The sequence below is a fragment of the Embleya sp. NPDC020630 genome, assembly GCF_044334985.1.
Classification (GTDB): domain Bacteria; phylum Actinomycetota; class Actinomycetes; order Streptomycetales; family Streptomycetaceae; genus Embleya.
Window position 1 is genome coordinate 799356 of record NZ_JBIRUB010000001.1, and the last position, 25698, is coordinate 825053.

General features: G+C 71.7%; 7 protein-coding genes. 6 read left to right on the forward strand and 1 reads right to left on the reverse strand.

Annotation, left to right across the window (positions count from 1 at the left end):
* The first annotated feature begins 37 nt into the window (after nt 1-37).
* The 6 genes from ACH4XV_RS03320 (at nt 38) to ACH4XV_RS03345 (ending at nt 22156) form a co-directional block, all read left to right on the forward strand.
* Entirely contained in the window at nt 38-7816 is a 7779-nt protein-coding gene (locus tag ACH4XV_RS03320) for an amino acid adenylation domain-containing protein (RefSeq protein WP_395786565.1), read from the forward strand.
* 11 nt (nt 7817-7827) lie between these two features.
* Nucleotides 7828-15618: an amino acid adenylation domain-containing protein gene (locus ACH4XV_RS03325; protein WP_395786566.1), complete on the forward strand. Its 7791-nt coding sequence runs from the start codon at nt 7828-7830 to the stop codon at nt 15616-15618.
* Between the two features lie 4 nt (nt 15619-15622).
* Complete coding sequence (locus ACH4XV_RS03330; protein WP_395786567.1) at nt 15623-19513, forward strand: amino acid adenylation domain-containing protein; 3891 nt, start codon at nt 15623-15625, stop codon at nt 19511-19513.
* Nucleotides 19514-19613: 100 nt separating this feature from the next.
* Nucleotides 19614-20339: a thioesterase II family protein gene (locus tag ACH4XV_RS03335; RefSeq protein WP_395787049.1), complete on the forward strand. Its 726-nt coding sequence runs from the start codon at nt 19614-19616 to the stop codon at nt 20337-20339.
* A gap of 120 nt (nt 20340-20459) precedes the next feature.
* The gene (locus ACH4XV_RS03340; RefSeq protein WP_395786568.1) at nt 20460-21398 is read left to right on the forward strand and encodes an ATP-binding cassette domain-containing protein; all 939 of its coding nucleotides are present in this window, start codon (nt 20460-20462) and stop codon (nt 21396-21398) included.
* Nucleotides 21395-22156: an ABC transporter permease gene (locus ACH4XV_RS03345; RefSeq protein ID WP_395786569.1), complete on the forward strand. Its 762-nt coding sequence runs from the start codon at nt 21395-21397 to the stop codon at nt 22154-22156. Before ACH4XV_RS03340 ends, ACH4XV_RS03345 begins: the two co-directional genes overlap by 4 nt.
* An 18-nt stretch (nt 22157-22174) precedes the next feature.
* On the opposite strand, the gene ACH4XV_RS03350 is transcribed toward ACH4XV_RS03345, so the two are convergent.
* A complete protein-coding gene (locus tag ACH4XV_RS03350; protein ID WP_395786570.1) occupies nt 22175-25318 on the reverse strand; it encodes a BTAD domain-containing putative transcriptional regulator in 3144 nt (1047 codons plus the stop codon).
* Between the last annotated feature and the right edge of the window lie 380 nt (nt 25319-25698).

The window sequence follows — 25698 nt, forward strand, 5'->3', positions numbered from 1 at the left end:
GATTGCCTCTGTGTAGTTCTGCCGATTGGGAGACACAATGATTCCGTTGTCGTTCGCGCAGCGTCGGCTGTGGTTCGTGGACCGCTTCGAAGGCCCCTCGCCGACCTACAACGGCGCGTTCGCGCTGCGGCTGACCGGCGAACTGGACGTGGGCGCACTGGAGTCGGCGCTTCGCGATGTCGTCGACAGGCACGAGGTCCTGCGCACGGTGATCGTCGAGGACGACGACGGGGTCCCCCATCAGGTGGTGCTGCCCGCCGATCACGAGCCGTTTCGCCTGCCGGTCGTCGAGGTCGCCGAGGAGGGGCGGGCGGCGGCGGTCGACGCGGTGGCCACGAAGTGCTTCGACCTGGCGGCCGACGTGCCGATTCGGGCCGAGCTGGTGCGGTGCGGTCCGCGCGAGCACACGCTGGTGGTGGTGGCGCACCACATCGCCGTGGACGGGGAGTCGTTCGGGCCGCTGTTCCGCGACCTGACCGCGGCCTTCGCGGCACGCCGCGCGGGCGCGGCACCGGTGTGGGAGGCGCTGCCGGTGCAGTACGCGGACTACACGCTGTGGCAGCGCGACGTGCTCGGCGACGAATCCGACCCAAAGAGCCTGGCGGCCAGGCAACTCGCCTACTGGCGAGAGGGGTTGGCCGACATGGCGCAGCCGCTGGCGCTGCCCACGGACCGGCCGCGGCCGAGGATGATGAGCGCCCGCGGTGACGCGGTCGGATTCGCCATCGACCCCGACCTGCTCCGCTCCGTGGAGAAGCTGGCCGCGCAGGCGGACACCACGGTCTCGATGGTCATGCACTCCGCGCTCGCGGTGCTGCTGCACCACCTCGGCTGCGGCGACGACGTGCCCATCGGCGCCCCGATCGCGGGCCGCACCGACGAGGAACTGCGGGATCTGGTCGGCTTCTTCGTCAACACCTGGGTGCTGCGCGTCGACCTCTCCGGCAACCCGACCTTCGGCGAACTGCTGGGGCGGGTGCGGGATCGGGCGCTGGCCGCCTACGACAACCAGGACATGCCGTTCGAGCGACTGGTGGAACTGCTCAACCCGGACCGGTCCACCGCCTACAACCCGTTCTTCCAGGTGATGCTCTCCTGGCAGCCGCCGGTGCCGGCACTGACCATTCCCGGTCTGCAGGTGCGCGCCGAGCGGCTGGAGACGCGAACCGCCAAGTTCGACCTGTTCTTCGACCTGCTCCCCGACGCCTCGGGCGGGGCGCAGTGCCGACTGGAGTACCGCACCGACCTGTTCGACCGGGACACGGTCGAAGCCCTCGCGGGGCGGTTCGTGCGCGTGCTGGGCCGACTCGCCGCCGACCCGGAGCGCGGGATCGGCGGGATCGACGTGCTGGACGAGGCCGAGCGGGAGCGGCTGCTCGGCACGTTCAACGACACCGCCACGACCCCGACCGAGCTGACGGTCCCGGAGCTGTTCGAAACCCAGGTGGCGACGACACCGGACGCCCCGGCGATCGTGTGCGACGAGCGCACGCTGACCTATCGCGAACTGGACGACCGGGCCAACGCCGTCGCGTGGGAGCTGATCCGGCGCGGTGCCGGGCCCGAGGACCTGGTGGTGCTGGCCCTGCCGCGCACCGAGGACCTGGTGGTCGGTCTGCTCGGGATCCTCAAGTCCGGTGCCGGATACGTGCCGATGGACCCGCGGTACCTGGGCGGGCGGGCGCGGACGGTGCTCGCCGAGGCCGGTCCGCGATTCGCGGTCACCGACACGCGGACGTGGTCGGACATGCCGGCCAACGACATCCGGGCCGTGGACCTGGACCGGCGCGCGCAGTGGGACACGCCCGTGGGGGCGCCGGACGACGCGCGCCGGATCTCGCCGTTGGCGCCGGACCACCTGGCCTACGTGATGTACACCTCCGGCTCCACCGGCAAGCCGAAGGGCGCCGCGATCACCCACCGCAACGTGGTCAACGGCGTGCGGGAGCTGGTCCGCGTGCTGGACGCGCCGCCCGGATGGCGGATGTTGGCCGGCACCTCGGTCAATTTCGACGTCTCGGTCTTCGAACTGCTGACCACCCTGTCCACCGGCGGCACGGCCGAGGTGGTGCCCGACGCGCTGGCCCTGGCCGAGCGGCCCGGCTGGGCCGGCCACGTGATCAGCGCGGTCCCCTCGGTGTTCGGCGAGTTGGTCGGCCACCTGGAGAAGACCACCGACGTGCGCACGGTCGTCTTCGCGGGCGACATCCTCCCGGCCCGACTGGTGCGGCAGGTGCGCGAGGCGCTGCCCGGCGTGCAGGTCGTCAACTCCTACGGGCAGAGCGAGAGTTTCTACGCCACCACGTTCTCCATCGGCGGATCCGAGGAGTGGACGGACGGTGAGGTCGCGCCGATCGGCACCCCCCTGGGCAACGTGCGCGCCTACGTGCTCGGCCCGGGGCTGGCCCCGGTGCCCCAGGGTGTGGTCGGCGAGTTGTACGTGGTGGGCACCTGCCTCGGGCGCGGCTACCACGGCCGTCCGGGCCTGACCGCCGAGCGGTTCGTGGCCAACCCGTTCGGTCCGGCCGGCGAGCGGATGTACCGCACCGGCGACCTGGCCCGATGGAACGCGCGCGGGCAGCTGGAATGCCTGGGGCGCGGCGACGGCCAGGTGAAGGTGCGCGGCTTCCGGATCGAGACCGCCGAGGTCGAGGCGGCCTGCGCGGCGCACCCCGGGATCGGCGAGGCGGTGGTGGTCGCCCGCGAGGTGCCCGGCGGCGGCCGGCGACTGGTCGCGTACGTGGTGCACACCGAAGGCGAACGTGTCGGCGACGACGGCGCCGGCGGGATCGGCGACGTGGACGTCCAGTCCGGCGCCTCGGCCGCCGAGCTGCGCAGGTTCGTCGCGGCCCGGCTGCCCGACTACATGGTGCCTTCGGCCTTCGTGGTGCTCGGTCGGATGCCGCTGGGACCGACCGGCAAACTGGACCGCTCGGCCCTGCCCGAGCCGGAGTTCGTCGGCGAGACCTACCGGGAACCGCGCACCGAGGCCGAGGCGATCGTCGCCGCGGCATACGCGGACGTGCTCGGCGTGGAGCGCGTCGGCGTCGACGACGACTTCTTCGCGGTCGGCGGGGACAGCCTGCGCTCGATCCAGGTGGTGGCCCGGACCCGGGCCCGGGGCCTGGAGCTGACCACGCGGGAGATCTTCGAGTGCCGTACGGCGGCCCGACTCGCCGAGGTGGCGACCGCGCGACGGGACACGATCCCGGCGCTCGCGGAGCACGAGGGCGGCGGCGTCGGCCCGATGCCGTTGCAGCCGGTGGCCCGGCAGGTGTTCGAACACGGCGGCGGGATCGACCGGTTCGCCATGTCGATCGCCCTGGAACTGCCCGCCGGCATCGACGAGAGCGGCCTGGCGGCGACGCTGGACGCGGTACTCGACCGGCACGACCTGCTGCGCGCGCGACTGGTGCGCGAGCACGGCGAATCCTCCCTCGTGGTCCGCCCGCGGGGCGCGGTGCGGGCGGCGGAGCTGATCCGCCGGGTCCCGTGCGACGGCCGGTGGGACGAGCCGAAGCTGCTCGACCTGGCGCGGACGGAACTGGACGAGGCGACCGGACGCCTGGCCCCGGAAGCCGGGACCATGGCCGACTTCGTCTGGTTCGCCGCCGAGTCGGGCGCCGGCCGACTGCTCGTGGTGCTGCACCACCTCGTGGTGGACGGCGTGTCCTGGCGGATCCTGATGGCCGACCTCGCCGAGGCGTGGCAGCAGGTCGGCTCCGGCCGTACGCCCGAACTGCCCGCCGTCGGTACCTCGGCCCGCCGCTGGGCATCGGCCCTGGCGGACGAGGCGCTGAGCCCGAAGCGGGAAGCCGAACTGGCGTTCTGGCGCGACATGTTGGAAGCGCCGAACCCTCCGCTGGGCGCCCGCGCGTTCGACCCCGCGGTGGATGTGATGGCCACGCTCGACAGCGTGCGGGTGCAGGTGCCCGCCGACGTCACCGAGGCGGTGCTGACCACGCTCCCCGCGGCCTTCAAGGGCACCGGGACCGATGTACTGCTCGCCGCACTCGCCCTGGCGATCAACCGGTGGCAGGGCGCGGAGCACTCCACCCTGGTCCGGTTGGAGGGACACGGCCGCGAGGAGGACGTCGTCCCCGGCGCCGACCTGTCCCGCACCGTCGGCTGGTTCACCAGCATGTATCCGGCCCGGGTCGACGTGCGGGGCGTGGACCCGGCCGAGGTGTCGGGCGGCGGGTCCGGCGTCGCGCGGGCGATCAAGCTGGTCAAGGAGCAACTGCGCGCCATCCCCGACAAGGGCGTGGGATTCGCCCTGCTGCGTCACCTCAACCCGGAGACCGCCGACCAACTGGCCGAACTCCCGGTGCCGCAGATCGGGTTCAACTACCTCGGCCGGATCTCCGACGCCGACGTGCCCGAACACCTGCGCGCGCAGGGATGGGGACCGGCGTCGTCCTGGTCCGCCGAACTGGTCCCGACACCCGACCCGGACCTGCCCGCGCTGTCCGCCCTGGAGGTCAGCGCGGTCGCCACCGACACCCCCGACGGCACCCGACTGCAGGCCGCCCTCATGTTCCCCACCGGCCTGCTCACCCGCGAACGCGTCGCCGAACTGGCCGAGCTGTGGGTGGAGATGTTGCGCGGGATGGCCGCACACGCCGCGCAGCCGGCGATCGGCGGACTGACGCCGTCGGACAACCCGCTGGTCACAGTGGGACAGGACGAGATCGAGACCTGGGAGGAGCGCTACGGCCGGCTGGCCGAGGTGTGGCCGATGCCCCCGTCGCAGTCCGGCATCCTGTTCCAGGCGGCGCTCGCCGACGGCTCCTTCGACGTCTACCACATGCAGTTCGTGCTGCACCTGTCCGGACACGTGGACCCGCAGCGCACCCGGGCGGCCGGGCAGGCACTGCTCTCCCGCTACCCGAACCTGCGCTCCGCGTTCCTGACCGGAGCCGGCGGTGAGCCGATCCAGGTCGTGCCGGAACACGTCGACATCCCCTGGCGGCACATCGACCTGACCGACCGCGACGAGGTCGAACAGGACGCCGAGCTGGACCGGTTCCTCGCCGCGGACCGGGTCGACCAACTCGATCCCGTCCGGCCACCGCTGCTGCGCCTGGCCCTGCTCACCTGCGGGCCGAAGCGGGCCAAGCTGGTGATCACGGCGCACCACGCGCTGTTCGACGGCTGGTCGTCGCCGTCGGTGATCACGGACCTGATCCGGCTCTACTCCGGCACCCACGAGATGACGCCGGTCCGCGGCTACGGCGACTACCTGGCCTGGCTGGCCGCGCAGGACCGGGAGGCGTCGGCCGCCGCGTGGGCCGCGGAGCTGGCCGGATTCGACCGGCCGACCCTGGTGGCCCCGAGCACCGCGTTGCGGGAGACGGCGTCGGCCCTGGGCCGGATCGAGGTACCGCTGTCGATCGACAAGGGCCGCGAACTCGCCCGGCGCGCCGCCGAACTCGGCGTCACGCTGAACACGCTGCTCCAGGCCGCGTGGGCGATCCTGCTCGCCAAGCTCACCGGACAGCAGGACGTGGTCTTCGGCGCCGCCGTCAACGGTCGCCCGGCGGACCTGCTCGGTTCCGACGAGATGGTCGGCCTGTTCATCAACACCCTGCCGATCCGGGTCCCGTGCCCACCCGACCAGCGTGTCGCCGACGTGGTCACCGAGTTGCAGCGGCGGCAGACCGCGCTGCTCGACCACAACCACTACGGGCTGGCCGACATCCAGCGCGGGGTCGGACTGCCCGCCCTGTTCGACACCATCGTGGTCTTCCAGTCCTACCCGATCGACCGCGAGGGCATGATCGAGGCGAACACCTCCGCGGGCTTCTCCATCGACGCCATCCGGCCGTTCGCGGGCTCGCACTACCCGCTCACGCTCAACGCCTCCGACCCCTACCTGCGACTGTCCCTCGACTACCAGAACCACCTCTACGACCGCGCCGCGGCCGAGGAGGTCGCCGCCCGGCTCGTGCGGGTGCTGGAGCAGGTGCTCGCCGACCCCACCGTGCCGATCGGCGCCGTCGACGTCCTGGCTGCGGACGAGCGGGACCGGCTGGTACGCCGGGTCAACGACACAACGCACCCGGTGGCCCCCGACACCCTGCCGGGCGCGTTCGAGGCCCAGGTGGCACGGGAGCCCGACCGGATCGCGCTGATCGGCGACCGCGAGACGCTGACCTACGGCGAGTTCAACCGGCGCGCCAATCGACTGGCGCACTGGCTGATCGTCCAGGGCGCGGGCCCCGAGCACACCGTCGCGGTGCGGATCCCCAGGTCGGTGGACCTGATGGTGGCGATCTACGCCGTGGTCAAGGCCGGTGCGGCCTACCTCCCCGTGGACACCGACCTGCCCGAAGACCGGGTGCGCCACGTACTGGACAGCGCGAAGCCGCTCCTGGTGCTCGACGGGACGCTCCCGGACGTCTGCGGATATCCGGTGGTCGACCCCGAGCGCACGCTGTCGCCCGACAACGCCGCCTACGTCATCTACACCTCCGGATCCACCGGCGGCCCCAAGGGCGTACAGGTGTCACACCGGTCGATCATGAACCGGCTGAAGTGGGGCCTGGCGCACTTCGACGTCGACGAACGGGACCGGGTGCTGCTCAGTACCTCGGCGAGCTTCGACGTGTCGGTACCCGAACTGTTCGCCCCCCTCCAGGTCGGCGCCGCCGTGGTGATCGCCCGGCCCGACGGGCGCCGGGACCCGGCCTATCTGGCCGAGCTGATCCGGCGCGAGAAGGTGACCGGCGCCGACTTCGTGCCCTCCCTCCTGGAGGCGTTCGTCGCCGAACCCTCGGCCGCGGCGTGCACCAGCCTGCGCTGGATCGAGGTCGCCGGCGAGGCGTTCCCGGCCACGCTCGCGAACAAGACGGTCGACCTGCTGCCCGACTGCGGGGTGCACAACCTCTACGGGCCCACCGAGGCGGCCGTCGAGGTCACCGCCTGGCAACACGTACCCGGCGCGGAGCGGGTCCCGATCGGCGCGCCGGTCTGGAACACGCAGGTGTACGTGCTGGACGCGGCACTGCGCCCGGTCGCTCCCGGCGTCGCGGGGGAGCTGTACCTGGCCGGCGCCGGCCTCGCCCGGGGCTACCTCGGCCGCACCGACCTGACCGCGCACCGGTTCGTCGCCTGCCCGTACGGCGCCCCGGGAAGCCGGATGTACCGCACCGGCGACCTGGTCCGCTGGAACGAGGACAGCCAGGTCGAATACCTCGGCCGCACCGACTTCCAGGTCAAGGTGCGCGGCTTCCGGATCGAACTCGGCGAGATCGAGGCGGCGCTGACGGCACACCCCGACGTCGACCACGCGGTGGTCGTGGTGCGTGAAGAGCGCGCCGGCGATCAGCGGCTGGTCGCCTACGTCGTCCCGGGCAAGGGCCCGGGCATCGCGCGGGCGGCCGACCTCGACCTCGCCGCGCTGACCGACCTGGCCCGGGAACGGCTGCCGGAGTACATGGTCCCCTCGGCCATCGTGCCGCTCGCCGAGTTCCCCACGACGGCGAGCGGAAAGCTCGACCGCAAGGCCCTGCCCGTGCCCGAGCAGACCGAGGCCGCCGTCGGTCGCGGGCCGCGCAACCCGAGGGAGGAAGTGCTCTGCCGGTTGTTCGCCGAACTGCTCGGTGTGGAGGAGATCGGCATCGACGTCGACTTCTTCGAGCACGGCGGGCACTCGCTGCTGGCCACCCGGCTGACCGGTCGCATCCGCAACGAACTCGACGTCGACGTGAAAGTCACGACGGTATTCCGCAATCCGACCGTCGCCAAGCTGGCGGAGAGCCTCGGCGAATCGACCGCCTCCAGCCGCCCGCAGCTGCGCCCGATGACCACATAGGAGAAGCGTCGATGATCCCGTTGTCCTTCGCCCAGCGTCGGCTGTGGTTCCTCCACCGTCTGGAAGGCTCGTCCGCGACCTACAACATTCCGTTCGTGCTCCGCCTGGACGGGCCACTGGACACGGCGGCCCTGGCCGCGGCGGTGACGGACATCGTCACTCGGCACGAGAGCCTGCGCACCCTGATCGTGGAGGACGCCGACGGAACGCCGGAGCAGCGGATCCTGGCCCCGGAGGCGGCCATTCCGCGGTTCCGGGTGGTCGACGTGGCGGCGGACGCGGTCGAGGCCGTGACGCGGGAGGTCGCCTGCGAGGGGTTCGAACTGCACACCGACCTGCCCCTGCGGGTGACCCTCCTGCGGGTCGCCCCGCAGGAGCACGTCGTGGTGTTCGTGTTCCACCACATCGCGGCCGACGGATCGTCGATGGCGCCGTTCCTCCGGGATCTGGTGTCGGCGTACACGGCCCGGCGGCAGGGGAGCGCGCCGGAGTGGACACCACTTCCGGTGCAGTACAAGGACTACACGCTGTGGCAGCAGCAGTTGCTCGGCGACGAGGCCGACCCGAACAGCCTCGCCGCCACGCAACTCGACTACTGGCGAGGCGAATTGGCCGACGTGCCGCAGCCGTTGCAGCTGCCGCTCGACCGGCCCCGGCCGACGGTGGCCGGCCACGACGGCGGTCATGTCTCCTTCGAGTTGGAACCCGAGCTGCTCACCCGGCTCGGGAAACTGGCCGCGGACCGCGGCGCCACGGCGCCGATGGTGGCCCAGGCGGCGCTGGCGGTGCTGCTGCGCACCCTCGGCGGCGGTGACGACGTGACGATCGGCAGCCCGATCGAGGGGCGCACCGACGATGCCCTGGCCGAGCTGATCGGGTTCTTCGTCAACACCTGGGTGTTGCGGGCCGACCTGTCCCGCAACCCCTCGTTCGGCGAACTGCTCGAACAGGTGAGGGACAAGTCCCTGGCCGCCTACGACAACCAGGACGTGCCGTTCGAGCGGTTGGTGGAACTGCTCGACCTGGAACGCTCCACCGCGTACCAGCCGCTGTTCCAGGTGATGCTGGCCTGGCAGTTCGTGTGGCCGCCGATCGAGATACCGGGTCTGCGGGTCACCCCCGTGCCGGTGGGTACCGACACAGCCAAGGTCGACCTGTTCCTGAACGTGGTCCCGGACGCCACCGGACGTGCGCACGGCCGACTCGAGTACGCGACCGAACTGTTCGATCGGGCCACGGCGGCCGACATCGTCGAGCGGTTCGTACGCATCCTGGAACTGGTGGTCGCCGATCCGGGCGTGGGTGTCGGTGACCTCGACGTGCTCGGTGAGCACGAGCGGACGTGGCTGCTGCGCACGGCGAACGACACGGTTGAGCCGATCCCCGCCGCCGACCTCGTGGACACGGTGGCACGGCACGCGCGCGACACCCCCGACGCGCTCGCCGTCATCGGCGAGGAACGGTCGCTGACCTACCGCGAGTTGGACACCCGGGCCAACCGGCTGGCGCACCGGCTGATCGAGCGCGGGGTGCGGCCGGAGTCGCCGGTCGCCGTCCGACTGCCCCGCTCCGCGGACCTCGTGGTCGCACTGCTCGCGGTGCAGAAGGCCGGCGCCGCCTACATCCCGATCGACCCGGAGCACCCGGGTTCCCGGATCGACCACATCCTGGCGGACTCCCGCCCGGTGCTCGTGCTCGACACCGGGACATGGGCCGACATGGATCTGTCCACGGGCCCGGACTCGGCGCCGACCGTGCGCGTGTCGCCGGACAACACCGTTTATGTCATCTACACCTCCGGCTCGACCGGTAACCCGAAGGGTGTCGCGGTCCCGCGCGGCGCGCTGACGAACTTCCTGGCCACGATGAGTCGGCGGGTCCCGCTGTCGCCCGCGGATCGCCTGCTGGCGGTGACGACGATCTCGTTCGACATCGCGGCGCTGGAGCTGTATCTGCCGCTGATCTCCGGGGCGGCGGTGGTGCTCGCGAACAAGGACACCGTGTCCGATCCGGCCGCCGCCGTGGCGACGATCGGTCGGCACGGGGTCACCGTCGTACAGGCGACGCCCGCGTTCTGGCAGATGGTGCTGACCCACGAGCCGACCGCCGCGACGGGCCTGCGGGTCCTGGTCGGCGGCGAGGCGCTGCCGCAGCGATTGGCCGAGACGTTGGCCGACCGGGCCGTCGACGTGCTCAACGTGTACGGCCCGACCGAGACGACGATCTGGTCGACGAGCGCGCCCGTCGCGCCCGGATCCGGTGCCCCGGCGATCGGCACACCCATCGGCAATACCCGGGTCTACGTGCTGGATTCGCGGCTGCGGCCGGTCCCGCGCGGGGTCGACGGCGAGTTGTACATCGCCGGCGACGGCCTGGCCCGCGGATATCACGGGCGGCCCGACCTGACCGTCGGACGATTCGTCGCCTGTCCGTTCGGCCCCGCCGGCGCCCGGATGTATCGCACCGGGGACCTCGTGCGCTGGGGCCGGGAGGGACGGCTGCACTACGTCGGTCGGACCGACTTCCAGGTCAAGGTCCGCGGATTCCGGATCGAACTCGGCGAGATCGAGCATGCATTGGCGGCACACCCCGGCGTGACGCAGGTGGTGGTCGTGGTGCGCGAGGACGGGGACGACAAGCGGCTGGTCGCCTATGTGGTTCCGGAACCCGAGCCGAACCCCGAGCCGAACCCCGAGCCGGAGTCCGAACCCGACTCCGGGTCGGGCCTCGCGCCGGAGCTTGCGCCGGACCGCGCGCCGACCGAGGCCGATGCCACGGCGCCGTCCCGGGACGCCGTCCTGCTCGCCGACCTGCGCGAGCACCTGCGCGCCCGGCTGCCCGACTACATGGTGCCCGCCGCCATCGTCCCGCTCTCCGCGATCCCGCTGACGCCCAACGGGAAACTCGACCGGCGGGCGCTGCCGGCGCCGGACTTCGCACAGGTGTCGACCGGCGGGGCGCCGCGGAATCGGCGCGAGGAGATCCTGTGCGCCGTGTTCGCCGAAGTGCTCGGTCTGGAGAGTGTCGGGATCGGCGACGACTACTTCGCGCTGGGCGGCGACAGTATCCGCTCGGTCCAGGTGGTGGCCCGGGCCAAGGCCCGGGGCATCACGGTCGGCGTCCGGGAGATCTTCGAGCACCGCACGGTCGCCCGGCTTGCCGAGTCCGTCGCGGGGCGGGACGCCGAACAGGGGCCGATCCTGGCCGAGTTGCCGGGCGGTGGCGTCGGCCCGGCCCCACTGACGCCGATGGCGGCGCACGTGCTCGCACTCGGTGGTGGCATCGGGCGGTTCTCGATGTTGGCGATGCTGACCCTGCCCGAGCGCATCGACCGCGCCGAACTTCTCGGCGCGCTCCAGGCCGTGCTGGACCGGCACGACGTGTTGCGCTCGCGGCTCGACCGGGCCCGGCCGGGTCTGTGGATCGAGCCGCCCGGCAGCGTGGACGCCGGCGCGCTGCTGCGGGAGGTGCCCAGCGGCGACGCCGACGTCACCGCCGAACTGGACGCCGCCGCGAGCCGGTTGGATCCGGACGCGGGTGTCGTGGCGCAGTTCGTGTGGTTCGCCGCCGACCCGGGCGCGGGCCGGTTGTTGATCGTGCTGCACCACCTGGTGATCGACGGGGTGTCGTGGCGGATCCTGGTACCGGACCTGATCTCCGCGTGGCAACGGATCCACGCCGGCCGCACCCCCGAACCGGCGCCGGCGGGAACCTCGCTGCGCCGGTGGGCGCATGCCCTGGCCGCCGAGGCCGCCGACGCCGCGCGCGTGGCGGAACTGCCCGTGTGGCAGCGGATCCTGAGCGGCGACGAGCCCGTGCTCGGTGCCCGGGAACTCGACCGCACCCGCGATGTCGCGGCCACCGTCGACACGGTGCGGGTCCGGGTGCCGGCCGACGTCACCGAGGCCCTGCTGACCACCGTCCCGGCGGTGTTCCGTGGCGGGGCCGAAGACGGGCTGTTGGCCGCGCTCGCGCTGGCGCTGACGCGGCGGCGTCGTACCCGAGGCGGGAACGAGTCCTCGGCGCTGGTGCGGATGGAGCGGCACGGCCGGGAGGAGCACGTGATCCCCGGCGCGGACCTGTCGGGCACGATCGGATGGTTCACCTCCTCGTTCCCGGTACGGCTCGACCTGGCCGGGATCGACGTGGCGGACGCGTTCGCCGGCGGCCCGGCCGCCGGCCTGGCGATCAAAGCGGTCAAGGAGCAGCTGCGCGCGATGCCGGACAACGGCATCGGCTACGGCCTGCTGCGCCGGCTCAACCAGGACACCGCCGGGGCACTGGCCGCCGAGCGGGAGCCGCAGATCGGGTTCAACTACCTCGGCCGCGCCTCCGGCACGGACATCCCCGCGGAGCTGCGCGGCCTGGGCTGGGCGCCGGACACCACGCACCCGGACCTGATCGCCGCACCGGACGCGGACATGCCGGTGCTCTCGGCCCTGGAGATCGACGTGGTGGCCACGCCCACCGCCGCCGGCGACGAGTTGACCGCCCACTTCGCCTTCCCCACCGGCGTGCTCTCCCGCGAGGACGTGACCGAGCTGGCCGAGGCGTGGGTCGAGGCGTCGACCGCGCTGGCCCGGCACGCCGCGACCCCCGACGCGGGCGGGTTGACCCCGACCGACGCGCCGCTGGTCGAGGTGCGTCAGGAGGAGATCGACGACTGGGAGGCCCGGCTCGGCCGGCTGACCGAGATCTGGCCGACCACCCCCGCGCAATCGGGGATGTTGTTCCACAGCATGCTGGCCGGCGCGTCCTTCGACGCCTACCACGTGCAGCTGGTCTTCCAGCTCTCCGGCGAGGTCGACCCGGAACGCATGCGTCGAGCCGGTCAGGCACTGTTGGAGCGGCACACCAACCTGCGCGCGGCGTTCGTCGAGCGGGCCGACGGCGCTCTCGTACAGGCGGTGCCGGCGCGCGGGGTGACCGTGCCCTGGACACACCTGGACCTGACCTCGGTCGGCGAGGCGGAGCGGACCGAGACGTTCGAGCGATTCCTCGTCCGGGACCGGGCCGCCCACTTCGACGTGCGCACCCCTCCCCTGATGCGACTGGCCCTGATCACCCTGGAGGCCGGGCGGGCGGAGTTCGTGATGACCGCCCACCACGTGCTGTTCGACGGCTGGTCGATGCCGTTGTTGATGCGCGACCTGCTCCTGCTCTACGCCTCCGGAGGCGATCCGGCCGGCCTGCCCGAGAGCCGCAGCTACGGCGAATTCCTGGCCTGGCGGGCCCGGCAGGACGAGGACGAGACGGCACGGGCGTGGGCGGCCGAACTCGACGGGATCGAGGAGCCGACCCTGCTCGCGCCCGGCTCCGCCGGCGTGGGCGAGGGCGGTCTCGAACAGTTGGAGATCGCCCTCCCGGTCGACGAGGCGCGCGAGTGGATCCGTCGGGCCGCCGCGATGGGCATCACCCTCAACACCCTGGTGCAGGGCGCCTGGGCACTGCTGCTCGGCCGACTCACCAACCGCCGGGACGTGGTCTTCGGCGCCACCGTCTCCGGGCGCCCGCCCGCGGTGGCGGGCGTCGAGTCGATGGTCGGGATGTTCATCAACACCGTCCCCGTCCGCGTGCGCCACGCCCCCGGCGACACCCTCGCCGAGGTCCTGGTCGCGTTGCAGAGCCGACAGGCCGACCTGATGGAGCACCACCACCACGGGCTCACCGAGATCCAACAGGCCATCGGCCTGCCGTCCCTCTTCGACACCCTGGTGGTCTTCGAGTCGTATCCCATCGACCGCGAGGGCCTGACCGCCGCCGGCGCCGCCGCGGACGGGATCACCTTCACCGGCCTGCGCCCGAACAACGGCACCCACTACCCGCTGGCCCTGATGGTGGCCGCCGACCCGCACCCGGAGTTCATCCTCCAGTACGCGCCGAATGCCTTCGACCGGGCCGCGGTGGAGGCGATCGCGGCCCGCTTCCTGCGCATCCTGCGGCAACTCGTGGCCGAACCGGCACGCACGGTCGCCCGGGTCGAGACGCTGGATCCGGCGGAACGCGAGCGCCTGCTCGTCGCGTTCAACGACACGGCCGTGCCCACCCCGGACGTGAGCATCACCGAACTGGTCGAGGCCCGGGCGGCGCGCACCCCGGACGCGGTCGCCGTGGTCGCCGAGAGCGAATCGCTCACGTACCGCGAGCTGGACGCCCGGGTCGATCGGCTGGCGCGCGAACTGGTCGAACTCGGGGTGCGTCCGGAGTCGCCCGTGGCGGTGTCGCTGCCGCGCTCGGCCGACCTGGTGGTCGCCCTGCTCGCGGTCCTGAAGGCCGGCGGCGCGTATCTGCCGGTCGACCCCAAGTACCCGAGCCAACGCCTGCGGGCCATCCTCGAGGAGGCGCGCCCGCACCTGGTGCTGACCCACTCCGCGACTGTCGCCGCGCTGCCGGAGCACGACGCCCCGGACGTGCTCCTCGACGTGCTCGACCCGACCACCGCGCGCGTCGCCATCGAGCGACCGCCGTACGCCGAGCAGTTGGCGTATGTGCTGTACACCTCCGGATCCACCGGCAAGCCCAAGGGCGTCGCGATCACCCACTCCAACGTGGTCAACGGCGTACTGCGGCTCGCCTCCCGGGTGGGCATGGAATCCGGCAAGCGCATGCTCGCCGGCACGTCGATCAACTTCGACGTCTCGGCGTTCGAGATCTTCACCACCCTCGCCGCCGGCGGCGTCGTCGACGTGGTCCGCGACGTGCTGGTCCTGGACGAGCGGAAGAGCTGGAGCGGCGCGGTGGTGTCCACCGTGCCGTCGGCCTTCGCCGAACTCGTCGACCGCATCCGCGACCGGGTCGAGGTGGAGACGGTGGTCTTCGCCGGCGAGGCCCTGCCGCCGTCGCTCGTCGACAAGACGCGCGAGGCGTTCCCCGGCGTCCGGATCGTCAACGCCTACGGGCAGAGCGAGTCGTTCTACGCCACCACCAGTACCGTCTCCGGCGACACCCGGGACTGGGCGGGCAGCGCGCCCGTCGGCACCCCGCTCGGCAACATGCGCGCCTACCTCCTCGGCCCCGACCTCGCGCCGGTGCCGCCGGGCGCGGTCGGCGAGTTGTACGTCGGCGGGAACGTGGGCCGCGGCTACCACGGCAACCCCGGATCGACCGCGGAGCGCTTCCTCGCCGATCCGTTCGGCCCGGCCGGCTCGCGCATGTACCGCACCGGGGACCTGGCCCGCTGGAACGCCGAGGGTGAACTCCGGTACGTGGGGCGGGGGGACGCGCAGGTCAAGCTGCGCGGCTTCCGGATCGAGCCCGCCGAGGTCGAGGCCGCGCTCACCGCGCACCCCGACATCGCCCGCGCCGCCGTGCTCACCCGGGGCACCGGCGTCGGCACGCGGCTCGTCGCGTACCTGGTGTCGTCGGGCGAGGTCGACGGCGACACCGTTCGAGGATTCCTCGCCGAGCGACTGCCCGAGTACATGGTGCCGTCGGCACTGGTGTTCCTGGACCGGCTGCCGCTGATGCCCAACGGCAAGCTGGACCGGGCCGCGCTGCCCGAGCCGGAGCTCGGCGGGGCCGCCTATCGGGCGCCGCGCAACGCCCGCGAGGAGACCCTGGTCCGACTGTTCGCCGAGGTGCTCGGCATCGACCGGGTCGGCATCGACGACAACTTCTTCGCGCTCGGCGGGCACTCCCTGCTGGCCACCCGGCTGATCAGCCGGGCCCGCGCCGACCTGGGGATCGAGATTCCCATCCGCAAGATCTTCGACCTGCCGACAGTGGCCGCGCTCGCACCGTGGTCGGAGGAACCGACGGCTCCCCGCCGCCCCGGTTTGCGCAAGATGACCGTAGAGGAGTGAGGCAATGATTCCGCTGTCATTCGCACAGCGTCGCTACTGGTTCCTGCACCAACTGGAGGGTGGGGAAACCTGGAACATGGCGGCGGCGTTCCGACTGACCGGAGCGCTGGACCGGGACGCCCTCGCCGCGGCCGTCCGGGACGTGGTCGAGCGGCACGAGGTCCTGCGCACCACGTACGTGACCGACGAGGACGGTGAGCCGCACCAGCGGATCCTGCCCTTGGCGGAGGCACTTCCGCAGGCGCGGATGCCGGTGGTCGAGCTCGCGGCCGAGGACGTGGCCGGCGCGGTCGACGAGGCGGTCGCGCACGGGTTCGACCTGGCCACCGAAATCCCCTTTCGGGCGAGCCTGTTCCGCTGCTCGCCCGAGGATCACGTGCTGGCCGTGGTGATCCACCACATCGCCACCGACGGCAGCTCGGGCGCGCCGCTGGCCCGAGACCTGGGCGTGGCCTACACCGCGCGCCGCGACGGTCGGGCACCGGAGTGGGAGCCGCTGCCCGTGCAGTACAAGGACTACACGCTGTGGCAGCGCGAGGTCCTCGGCGACGTGGACGACCCGGACAGCCTGGTCGCCACGCAGATCGAGTACTGGCGCGACGAACTCGAAGGTGTACCGGAGCCGTTGAACCTGCCGCTGGATCGCCCGCGGTCGGTGGAGACGGACACCGCCGGCAACGCGGTCGCCCTCGCGGCGACCCGGGAGGTGTCGGCCGGACTGGAGAAGCTGGCCGCCGAGCGCGGCACGACCATGGCGATGGTCGTGCAGTCCGCGGTGGCGGTTTTGCTGAGCCGGCTCGGCGCCGGCGACGACGTACCGATCGCCACCCCGATCGCCGGCCGCACCGACGACGCGCTCGCGGACCTGATCGGTTGCTTCGTCAACAACCTGGTGCTGCGCATCGACCTCTCGGGCGACCCGTCCTTCGTCGAGCTGCTCACCCGGACGCGGAACAAGGCGCTGTCCGCCTACGAGCAGCAGGACGTGCCGTTCGACGTGCTGGTGGAGACGCTCAACCCCGACCGCTCGGCCGAGTACCGGCCGCTGTTCCAGGTGATGTGCGGCTGGCAGAACTACGCCCGGCCCAGCTTTGAACTGCCGGGACTCAGGGTGGAGTTCCAGCAGGCGCTCACCCAGAAGACGATGGTCGACCTGTTCTTCAGCATGGGCATGGACGAGGCCGGCCGGCTGCACGGCGACATCCAGTACTCGGGCAAGCTGTTCGACCGGGGCACCGTCGAGGACATGGCCGCCCGGTTCGTCCGGATCCTGGAGCAGGTGGTGGCCGATCCGGACGTGCGCGTCGGGGACGTCGACGTGCTGGTCGCGGGGGAGCGGGAGCAACTGCTCGTCGAGGTCAACGACACCGCCGAACCGAGCCTGGAGCAGGGCCTGTTGGCGGCGATCGACCGACAGGTGGAGGCCACGCCGCAGGCCCTCGCCGTGATCGGCGAGGAGGAGACGCTCACCTACCGGGAACTGGACGTCCGGTCGAACCGGCTGGCGCACTGGCTGGTCGAGCGCGGCGTGCGGGCCGAGTCGCTGGTCGCGGTGTGCCTGCCGCGCACGGTGAACCTGATGGTGGCGATCCTCGCGGTGCTCAAGGCCGGCGGAGCCTACGTCCCGGTCGATCCGGACCACCCGCGCTCGCGGATCGACCACGTCCTCGGGCAGGCGGATCCGCTCCTGGTGCTCGACGCCGACACCTTGGCCGAGGCGGATTGTTCCGGATACCCGGACTCGGCGCCGGATGTGGTCGTACGGCCGGACAACACCCAGTACGTGATCTACACGTCGGGCTCGACCGGAACCCCGAAGGGGGTGGCGATCCCGCGCGGCGCGCTGGCCAACTTCGTGGCCGCGACGCGGCGACGGTTCCCGCTGTCGCCCGACGACCGCATGTTGTTCAGCACGACGGTGTCGTTCGACATGGCCAACACCGAGCTGTACCTTCCGTTCGTCTGCGGCGCGACCATGGTGATGGCGACGAGGGACACGGTCACCGAACCGTCGAGGATGGTGGCGTTCCTGCGCCGGCACGGAGTCACCGTGGTGCAGGCCACCCCCGCGTTCTGGCAGATGGTGCTGACCCACGAGCCGAACGCCGCGCAGGGCCTGCGGATCATCACCGGCGCGGAGGCGGTGCCGGTACGGCTGGCCGAGACGCTGGCGGACCAGGCCGTCGAGGTGGGCAACTGGTACGGCCCCACCGAGACCACGACGTGGTCGACCATGGCGCCGGTGAAGGCCGGGGCGGGGGTCGCGATCGGGACTCCGGTCGGGAACACCCAGGTGTACCTGCTCGACGCGCGGCTGCGCCCGGTCCCGCGCGGCGTGCAGGGCGAGTTGTACATCGCCGGCACCGGTATGGCGCGCGGCTACCAGGGCCGGCCCGACCTGACCGCGGAGCGGTTCGTGCCCTGCCCGTTCGGCCCGGCCGGCGCGCGGATGTACCGCACCGGGGACCTGGCGCGGTGGAACCGCGACGGCCTGCTGGAATACATCGCCCGCACCGACCACCAGGTGAAGATCCGGGGCTACCGGATCGAGTTGGGGGAGATCGAGCACGCGCTGGCCGGGCACCCCGCGGTGGCGCAGGCTGCGGTGGTGGTGCGCGAGGACCGGGAGGACGACCGGCAGATCGTGGGTTACGTGGTGCCCGCCTCCACCGTCGGCGCGCCGGCCGATTCCGATGCCCCGGCGGGCGAGGGGCCGCGCGTGTACGACGACGAGGCGACGGTCGCGCTGCTCGCCGAACTGACCGAGTACCTGCGCGGGCGCCTGCCCGAGTACATGGTGCCCGCCTCGGTGATCGCGCTCTCGCGGATCCCGCTGACGCCCAACGGCAAGCTCGACCGGCGGGCGCTGCCGGCGGAGCAGACGAGCGCCGCGGTCGGCGAAGGACCCCGCGATGTCACCGAAGAGAAGTTGTGCGCGCTGTTCGGCGAGTTGCTCGGCCGGGAGAACGTCGGCATCCACGAGGACTTCTTCGCCCTCGGCGGCCACTCGCTGATGGCCACCCGGCTCAGTGTGCGCATCCGCGCCATGTTCCACGTCGACGTGCCCCTCAGGACGATCATCAAGTTCCCGACGGTGGCCGAGTTGGCCTCGCTCGTGCTCATCGGCGGCATCCCCGTGGGCGACAATGTCGACCCGTTCGGGGTCGTGCTGCCGCTGAACAACGATCCCGGCACGGGCAAGGAACCCCTGTGGTTCTTCCACGGGGGAGGCGGCCTGGGCTGGGCCTACTTCAGCTTCGTCATGCACGTGCCGGACCGCCCGGCCTACGCGCTGCAATCGCGCGGCTCCAACGGCGTGGACGCGCTCGCGGGCTCCGTCGAGGAGATGGTCGACGACTACATCGCCGAGATGTTGAAGATCCAGCCGGAGGGCCCGTTCTACCTGATCGGCTGGTCCTACGGCGGTACCGTCGTGCAGGCCGTCGCGGAGGGGCTCGACCGGCGCGGGCACAAGGTCGGCCTGGTGGCGATCCTCGACTCCCAGCCGGGCGGCGAGGGGTTCTCGGAGATCCACGCCGGCAAGACGCTGGAGGACTACCGGGACGAACTCGAGGAGTTCTTCGGCCAGTACATCGGCACCGACAACCAACAGGACTTCCTGGACACCATGTCGAAGGTGTTGGCCAACAACACCCGGCACATCATGACCTTCCAATCGCCGGTCTACCGCGGCGACGTGGTGTTCTTCAGCGCGACGCTCAAGGACGATCTGTACGCGCACATGTGGCGACCGCTGGTCCTGGGCGACATCGAGGTGCACGACGTGCGCGCCACGCACCACGAGATGAACATGCCCGCGCCCGTGGCCGAGGTCATGGAGGTCATCGTCCGCAAACTCGCGGACGCGGAACGATCGGCCATCGAACGGCCGTAGCGGGGCCGCCGATCGCCTGGCCGCCCCCGGTCGCCGGGTCGCGGGTTTCCATGAACCATCGAACGCAGGATTGGGGTTGGTCGGGGTGAGCACACCCGGCATGTCCGCGCCGGATCGAGGGCGAACCGCGCTGCTGTGCGTGCCGTTCGCCGGCGCGGGACCGTCGTTCTTCCACCCGTGGCGGGCGCCGGCCGGCGACCGGTGGCGCCTGCTCTCGGTCGAACTGCCCGGCCGGGAGCGGCGGATCCTGGAGACGCCGTATCGCAATGTCGTCGAGGCGGCCAAGAACTCGGTCGACGAGATCGTCGCGAACCTCGGCCGCGGGTCGCGGACCGTGTTGTTCGGGCACAGCCTGGGCGCGGTGCTGGCGTACGAGTTGGTGCATCTGCTCAGTACGCGCGACGTGCCCGTGGAGCGGCTGATCGTCAGTGGCTCGCCCGGTCCCTGGACCCAGCGCGAGCGGCGGGCGACGGGCCTTCCCGACGAGGAGTTCCTGGCCCGGGTGGAGGAGTTCGCCGGTTTTCGGCACGAGGCACTGGATCACCCGGAGATGCGCGAGCTGATCCTGCCCGTGTTGCAGGCCGACTGCGAGATGCACGAGAACTACCTGCCCAGCACCGACGACCCGGTGTCGGTGCCGATCTGCTCGATTCGCGGCGGCTCCGACGGCCTGGTCAGCGCGGACCAGGCCCGTGAGTGGCGAGACGCCACCACGAGCACGTTCGAATACGCCGAGTTCCCGGGCGATCACATGTATCTGGTCGATCACGCCCGGGAGATTCTGGATCTGATCGAGGCGCAGTCCGCCCGCGACACCGCGAGGTGACGAGCCGCCGCCTGCCCGGGGGCGGCGTCCCGACCCGGGGCGATACGACGAAATGCCATGGCAGCGGCCGTGTCAGGGGTGTGACAGTCGGGTGACAGTCACCGTGGAAATGGTGGATGCATGAGAAGTTCGGCGATCGCAGTTTCCGGGCTGCGCAAGGCATATGGCGACCGGGTGGTGCTCGACGGCATCGACTTCGAGGTCGCCGAGGGATCGGTGTTCTCCATGCTCGGCCCGAACGGGGCGGGCAAGACGACGACGGTGAACGTGCTGGCGACGTTGCTGAAGGCCGACGCCGGAACGGTGCACGTCGCCGGGCACGACGTGCTGACCGCGACCAGGCAGGTACGCGCGGCCATCGGGGTCACCGGCCAGTTCGCCGCGGTGGACGAGCTGTTGTCGGGCCGGGAGAACCTGCAGCTGATGGCGGACCTCAAGCGGGTGCGCTCCGGGGAACGGGTGGTCGAACGACTGCTCGAGCGCTTCGACCTGGTCGAGGCGGCGGACAAGCGCATCTCGACCTATTCCGGCGGCATGACTCGCAAGCTGGACCTGGCGATGACGCTGGTCGGCGACCCGCGGATCATCTTCCTGGACGAGCCGACGACGGGCCTGGACCCGCGCAGCAGGCGCACGATGTGGGGGATCGTCCGCGAGTTGGTGGCCGACGGCACCACCATCTTCCTCACCACCCAATACCTCGACGAAGCCGACCACCTCTCCGATCAGGTCGTGGTCCTGGACCAGGGCAGGCTGGTCGCCGAGGGCACCCCCGACCAACTCAAGCGTCAGGTCCCCGGCACCCACGTGCGGCTCCGCTTCACCGACCTCGACGAACTCGACGCGGCGGCGCGCGTGTTGCGCGGCGGCACGAGAGACGACCAGGAACTGCTCCTGCGGGTGCCCAGCGACGGCCAGTCGAAGTCGCTGCGGGCCCTGCTGGACCGGCTCGACGAGTACTCGATCAACGCACAGGAGTTCTCCGTGCACACCCCGGACCTCGACGACGTCTTCCTCGCCCTGACCGGGCACCCGAGCGAGGAGGCGGTCGCGTCATGAGCAATGTCGCCACGGCGTGGGCCGACTCGACGATCATGTTGCGCCGCAACCTCAAGCACACCATGCGCAACCCCCTCGTGCTGTTCAACGCGATCCTGTTCCCCATCGTGCTGCTGCTGATGTTCGTCAAGGTGCTCGGCGGCGCCTTCGAGGTCGGCGAGAGCTACATCGACTACGCGACGCCGGGCATGCTCGTGATGGCCGTCAGCTACGGGCTCGGGTCCACCGCGACGGCCGTCAACGACGACATGACCAAGGGCATCATCAACCGCTTCAAGGCGATGGACATCTCCCGCGGCGCCGTGCTGACCGGGCAGGTCATCGTCACCACGGTGCGCTGCCTGGTGGCCTGCACGGCGATCATCGCGGTGGCCTTCGCGATGGGGTTCGACCCGGACGCGAGCGCCCTCGACTGGCTCGGCGTCCTCGGCTTCGTCGTCCTGCTCACCGTCGCGGCCAGCTGGCTCACCGTGGCGTTGGGGCTGGCCGCGAAGTCGGCGGAATCGGCGGGCCTGGCCACCGTGCCGCTGATCATGCTGCCGTTCCTGAGCAGCGCCATCGTGCCCGCGGACACGATGGGCGCCGGCGTGCGCCAGTTCGCCGAATACCAGCCCTTCACCCCGATCATCGAGACGCTGCGCGGGCTGTTGGCGGGTGATCCGTCGACCGGCGACGCGCTCGCCGGCATCGCCTGGTGCATCGGACTCGCCGTCGTCGGCTACCTGTGGGCGATCTCCACCTTCAAGAAGCGGGCCTGACCTCGATCGACGCCTGCTTCACGAAGCGAGCGTGATCTCGACCAAGCGGGACCAGTTCGTTCGTGTCCCCTCCCGAGCCGCCTCGGCGTAACCCCCGTCGCCGAGGCGGCGTCGCGCGTCCTGCTCGATCCGCGCCGCGTCCGGATGGGAGCGGTCCGGCAACCCGCGTACGTCCGCGCTCGCCGCAAGCAGCCGCGCGGCCTGCGCGGGATCGTCGCGGCGCAGCGCCAGGTCAGCGACCCCGACGAGCACCTGCGCGATCACCGGCGCGTGCCCCGCCTCGGTCGCCGCCCGGCAGGCCGCCGCCCGGTGCTCCCGCGTCTCGCCCACGTCCTCGGCGAGATAGCCGAGCAGGTCGTGCGTGGCCGCCCGGACGTTCGCCTGCTGCGCCTCTTCACCCAACATGGCCGTCGCGACGCCGAGTTGCCGACGCGCTTCCTCGGTATCGCCGCTCCACCGAGCGAGTTCCGCACGCGCGAAGGCCAACTCGGCCAGCGCGTCCGGCCAGGTGACCCGCTTCGCGTGCCGCTCCGCCTCGGCCAGGGCGGCCGTGCCGGCCTCCTCGTCGCCCAGCAACCAGTACAACTGCGCCTGCCGCGAGCGCATCCGGATCACGTCCTCCAGGGCACCCACCTCGGTGACCACCGCGATCGCCTGCTCGTAGTGCTCGCACGCGCCGGCGAACTCGCCGCGCACGGCGATGCGATCCGCCAACTCCGTCTGGGCGAACGAGATACCGAACCGCTCGCCGATCTCCCGGAACTCGGCCAGCGCCATCTCCAGATACGCGTCCGCGTCCCGCCCGCCCTGGCCGAGCATGATCCGCATCTTGCCCAGGTGCAGCCGGGCAAGCGCGCGTACCCACGGGTCCTCGTTGTCGAGCAGCGGCTCGAACGCGGGCAGGAACGCGTCGGGCGCCTGCACCAGGCGCTCCAGCGCGGCGACGAGCCCGAGCAGGGGGTAGCGGCGTCGGCTGCGCAGGCTGAACCGGTGCGCCTCGCGGATCCACACCGCCGCCTGGTGCTCGTCGCCGCGCCCGGAACTGACGAACAGCACGACCAGCGCGTACACCATGGCCCGGGTCTCGTCGGTCACCTCGCCCGGCGTGCGGGTGGCCGCGATGATCAGCTCGATGCCCTCGGTCCGGTGTCCGCTGAGCCACCAGTACCAACCCGTGCCCGCGGCCAGCCGCATCGCCGCCTGCGCCTCGCCCGCCGCCAGTGCGCCACGCATCGCCGCGCTGATGTTGTCGTGCTCGCTCTCCAGCGTGGCGAGCCATTCCAACTGTTCGGCGCGGCGCAGATGCGGCTCCGCGGTCTCGGCGAGTTCGGTGAACCAGGCCAGGTGCGCGCGGCGCGCCCGGTCCGATTCCCCCGCCTCGGCGAGCCGATGCCGGGAATACTCCTTGATCGTGCCGATCATGCGGTAGCGCTGGGTATGGTCGCCCTCGACGAGCAGCAGCGACTTCTCGGTCAGCGCGGTGAGCAACTCCAGTACCTGCTCCGAGTCCACCGCGTCACCGGCGCAGACCCGTTCGGCCGCCTCCAGGCTTGCCCCACCGGCGAACACCGAGAGCCGGCGCAGCACCACCCGCTCGACGTGGGTGAGCAGTTCCCAGCTCCAGTCGACGGCCGCGCGCAGTGTCCGGTGTCGAGGCAGTGCGGTCCGGCTGCCACTGGTCAGCAGACGGAACCGGTCGTCGAGTCGGTTGGCGAGCTGATAGATGGACATGGTGCGCAGCCGTGCCGCGGCCAGTTCGATCGCCAGCGGCATCCCGTCCAACGCCCGGCACACGCGCGCCATCGTCTCCGGCGCGGGGGTCTCGACCCACAGGTCCCGACGCACCGCCCCGGCCCGGTCGCGCAGCAGCCGCACGGCGGGCGAGGCCTCGATCTCGTCGGGGCTCGCGTCCGGGTCCGGCAGGGCCAGCGGCTCGACCAGCCACAGCGCCTCCCCGGTGATGCCGAGCGGCTCGCGGCTCGTGGCCAGGATCCGCAGCCGCCGGCACTCCCCGAGCACCCGGTGGGCGAACACCGCCGCAGACTCGATCACGTGCTCGCAGTTGTCCAGGATCAGCAGCGCCTCCCGCTCGCGGATCGCGGCGATCAGCCGGTCGGTCGGCTCCACGCTCGGTGCCGCGCCGAGCAGCGCGTCACGCAGACCGAGGCCGGAGAGGGTGGCGCGGGCCACGTCGCCGTCGGTGCCGATGGCGGCCAGTTCCACCAGCCAGGCCCCGTCCGGCAGGTCGTCGAGCAGGGTGCGGGCGGTCTCCGTGGCCAACCTGGTCTTGCCCGCCCCCGCCGGCCCGATCACCGTGGTGAGCCGGTGCTCGGCGACGAGTTCGCGAACCGCGGCGATGTCGGCGTCGCGCCCGACGAAGGTGGTCAGCTCGGCGCGCAGGTTGCTCCTGCGGTTCTCCTCCCGCCGCCCCAACTCGCCCCGCAGCAGCGCGCCATGCAACGCGGCCAGCTCCGGCGAGGGATCCACGCCCAACTCGTCCACCAGGGCCTGCCTCGTGCGCTGGTACACCAGCAGCGCGTCGCTGTCGCGCCCGGTCGCGACCAGGGCGCGCATCAGCGCGGTGGCGAACCGTTCCCGCAGCGGATGTGTGGCCACCAGGTCGGTCAACTCCGTGACCACCTCGGCGCCGCGCCCGAGGGTGACCTCCGCGTCGAACCGCTCCTCGGTGGCGGTCAGGCGTAAGCCTTCCAGGCGCACGATCGCGGCGTCGAACGCGGCGCTGTCCGCCAGACCGACGTCCTGCATGGCCGCACCGCTCCACAGGTCGAGGGCTTCGCGCAGCAGGCGCACCCGTCGGGAGGCGTCCTCGGTGCGCAGGCGGCCCGCGGCCACGAGGCGTTCGAACCGCACCGCGTCGACGGCGTCGGGTTCCACGAACAGCCGGTAACCGTCCGGCCGGCCCTCGATCACCCCGTCGGGCAGCACCTTGCGCAGCCGGGACACCAGGCGTTGCAGTGCGTTCGTCGCGTCGACGGGCGGGTGCTCGCCCCAGATCCAGTCCACGAGCACGGCCTTGGGGACCGGCTGGCCCGGTCTCAGTGCGAGGGCGATCAGCAACGCGCGCAGCCGCGCGCCCGGCACGTCGGCCGTACCGCCGGCGTCCGTGCGAACCTCGAAAGGACCCAGCATCCCGATCTGCACCCACCGATTTTGCCACGGTTGTTCGGGCCGCCCGACCGGATCCCGAAACCTTGACGGACCTCGTTCGCGATATGGCGTGTCCGCGTGTCGATACCGCGCGGGAATTCGGTACCGATTTCGGGGCGATCGGCAGCCGACGCCGAAAAACCGGACGGTGCCGGAATCAATGCCCGGGCGATCCACGGCATTCGTCGGGGCCGTGGGGTCCTCGGTCGGCCGGTGTCGTATTACTGTCCTGTCGGCGGGACATCGGCGTCCGTCGGTGTGCGCGGACCACCGTCCCTTGCACCGGCTTTCCCCGGCGATTTATGTTGGCGACGCGAGTTTGCCCCGACAGCCGCCCACCGTAACGCTCTTCGGTCGGCGTGCACAGGCGGTCG

What these genes read in the sequence shown, in the direction of transcription:
- ACH4XV_RS03325 (WP_395786566.1), top strand. Translation starts at nt 7,828, where the DNA reads ATGATCCCGTTGTCCTTCGCCCAGCGTCGGCTGTGGTTCCTCCACCGT.
- ACH4XV_RS03345 (WP_395786569.1), top strand. Translation starts at nt 21,395, where the DNA reads ATGAGCAATGTCGCCACGGCGTGGGCCGACTCGACGATCATGTTGCGC.
- ACH4XV_RS03340 (WP_395786568.1), top strand. Translation starts at nt 20,460, where the DNA reads ATGAGAAGTTCGGCGATCGCAGTTTCCGGGCTGCGCAAGGCATATGGC.
- ACH4XV_RS03335 (WP_395787049.1), top strand. Translation starts at nt 19,614, where the DNA reads ATGTCCGCGCCGGATCGAGGGCGAACCGCGCTGCTGTGCGTGCCGTTC.
- ACH4XV_RS03330 (WP_395786567.1), top strand. Translation starts at nt 15,623, where the DNA reads ATGATTCCGCTGTCATTCGCACAGCGTCGCTACTGGTTCCTGCACCAA.
- ACH4XV_RS03320 (WP_395786565.1), top strand. Translation starts at nt 38, where the DNA reads ATGATTCCGTTGTCGTTCGCGCAGCGTCGGCTGTGGTTCGTGGACCGC.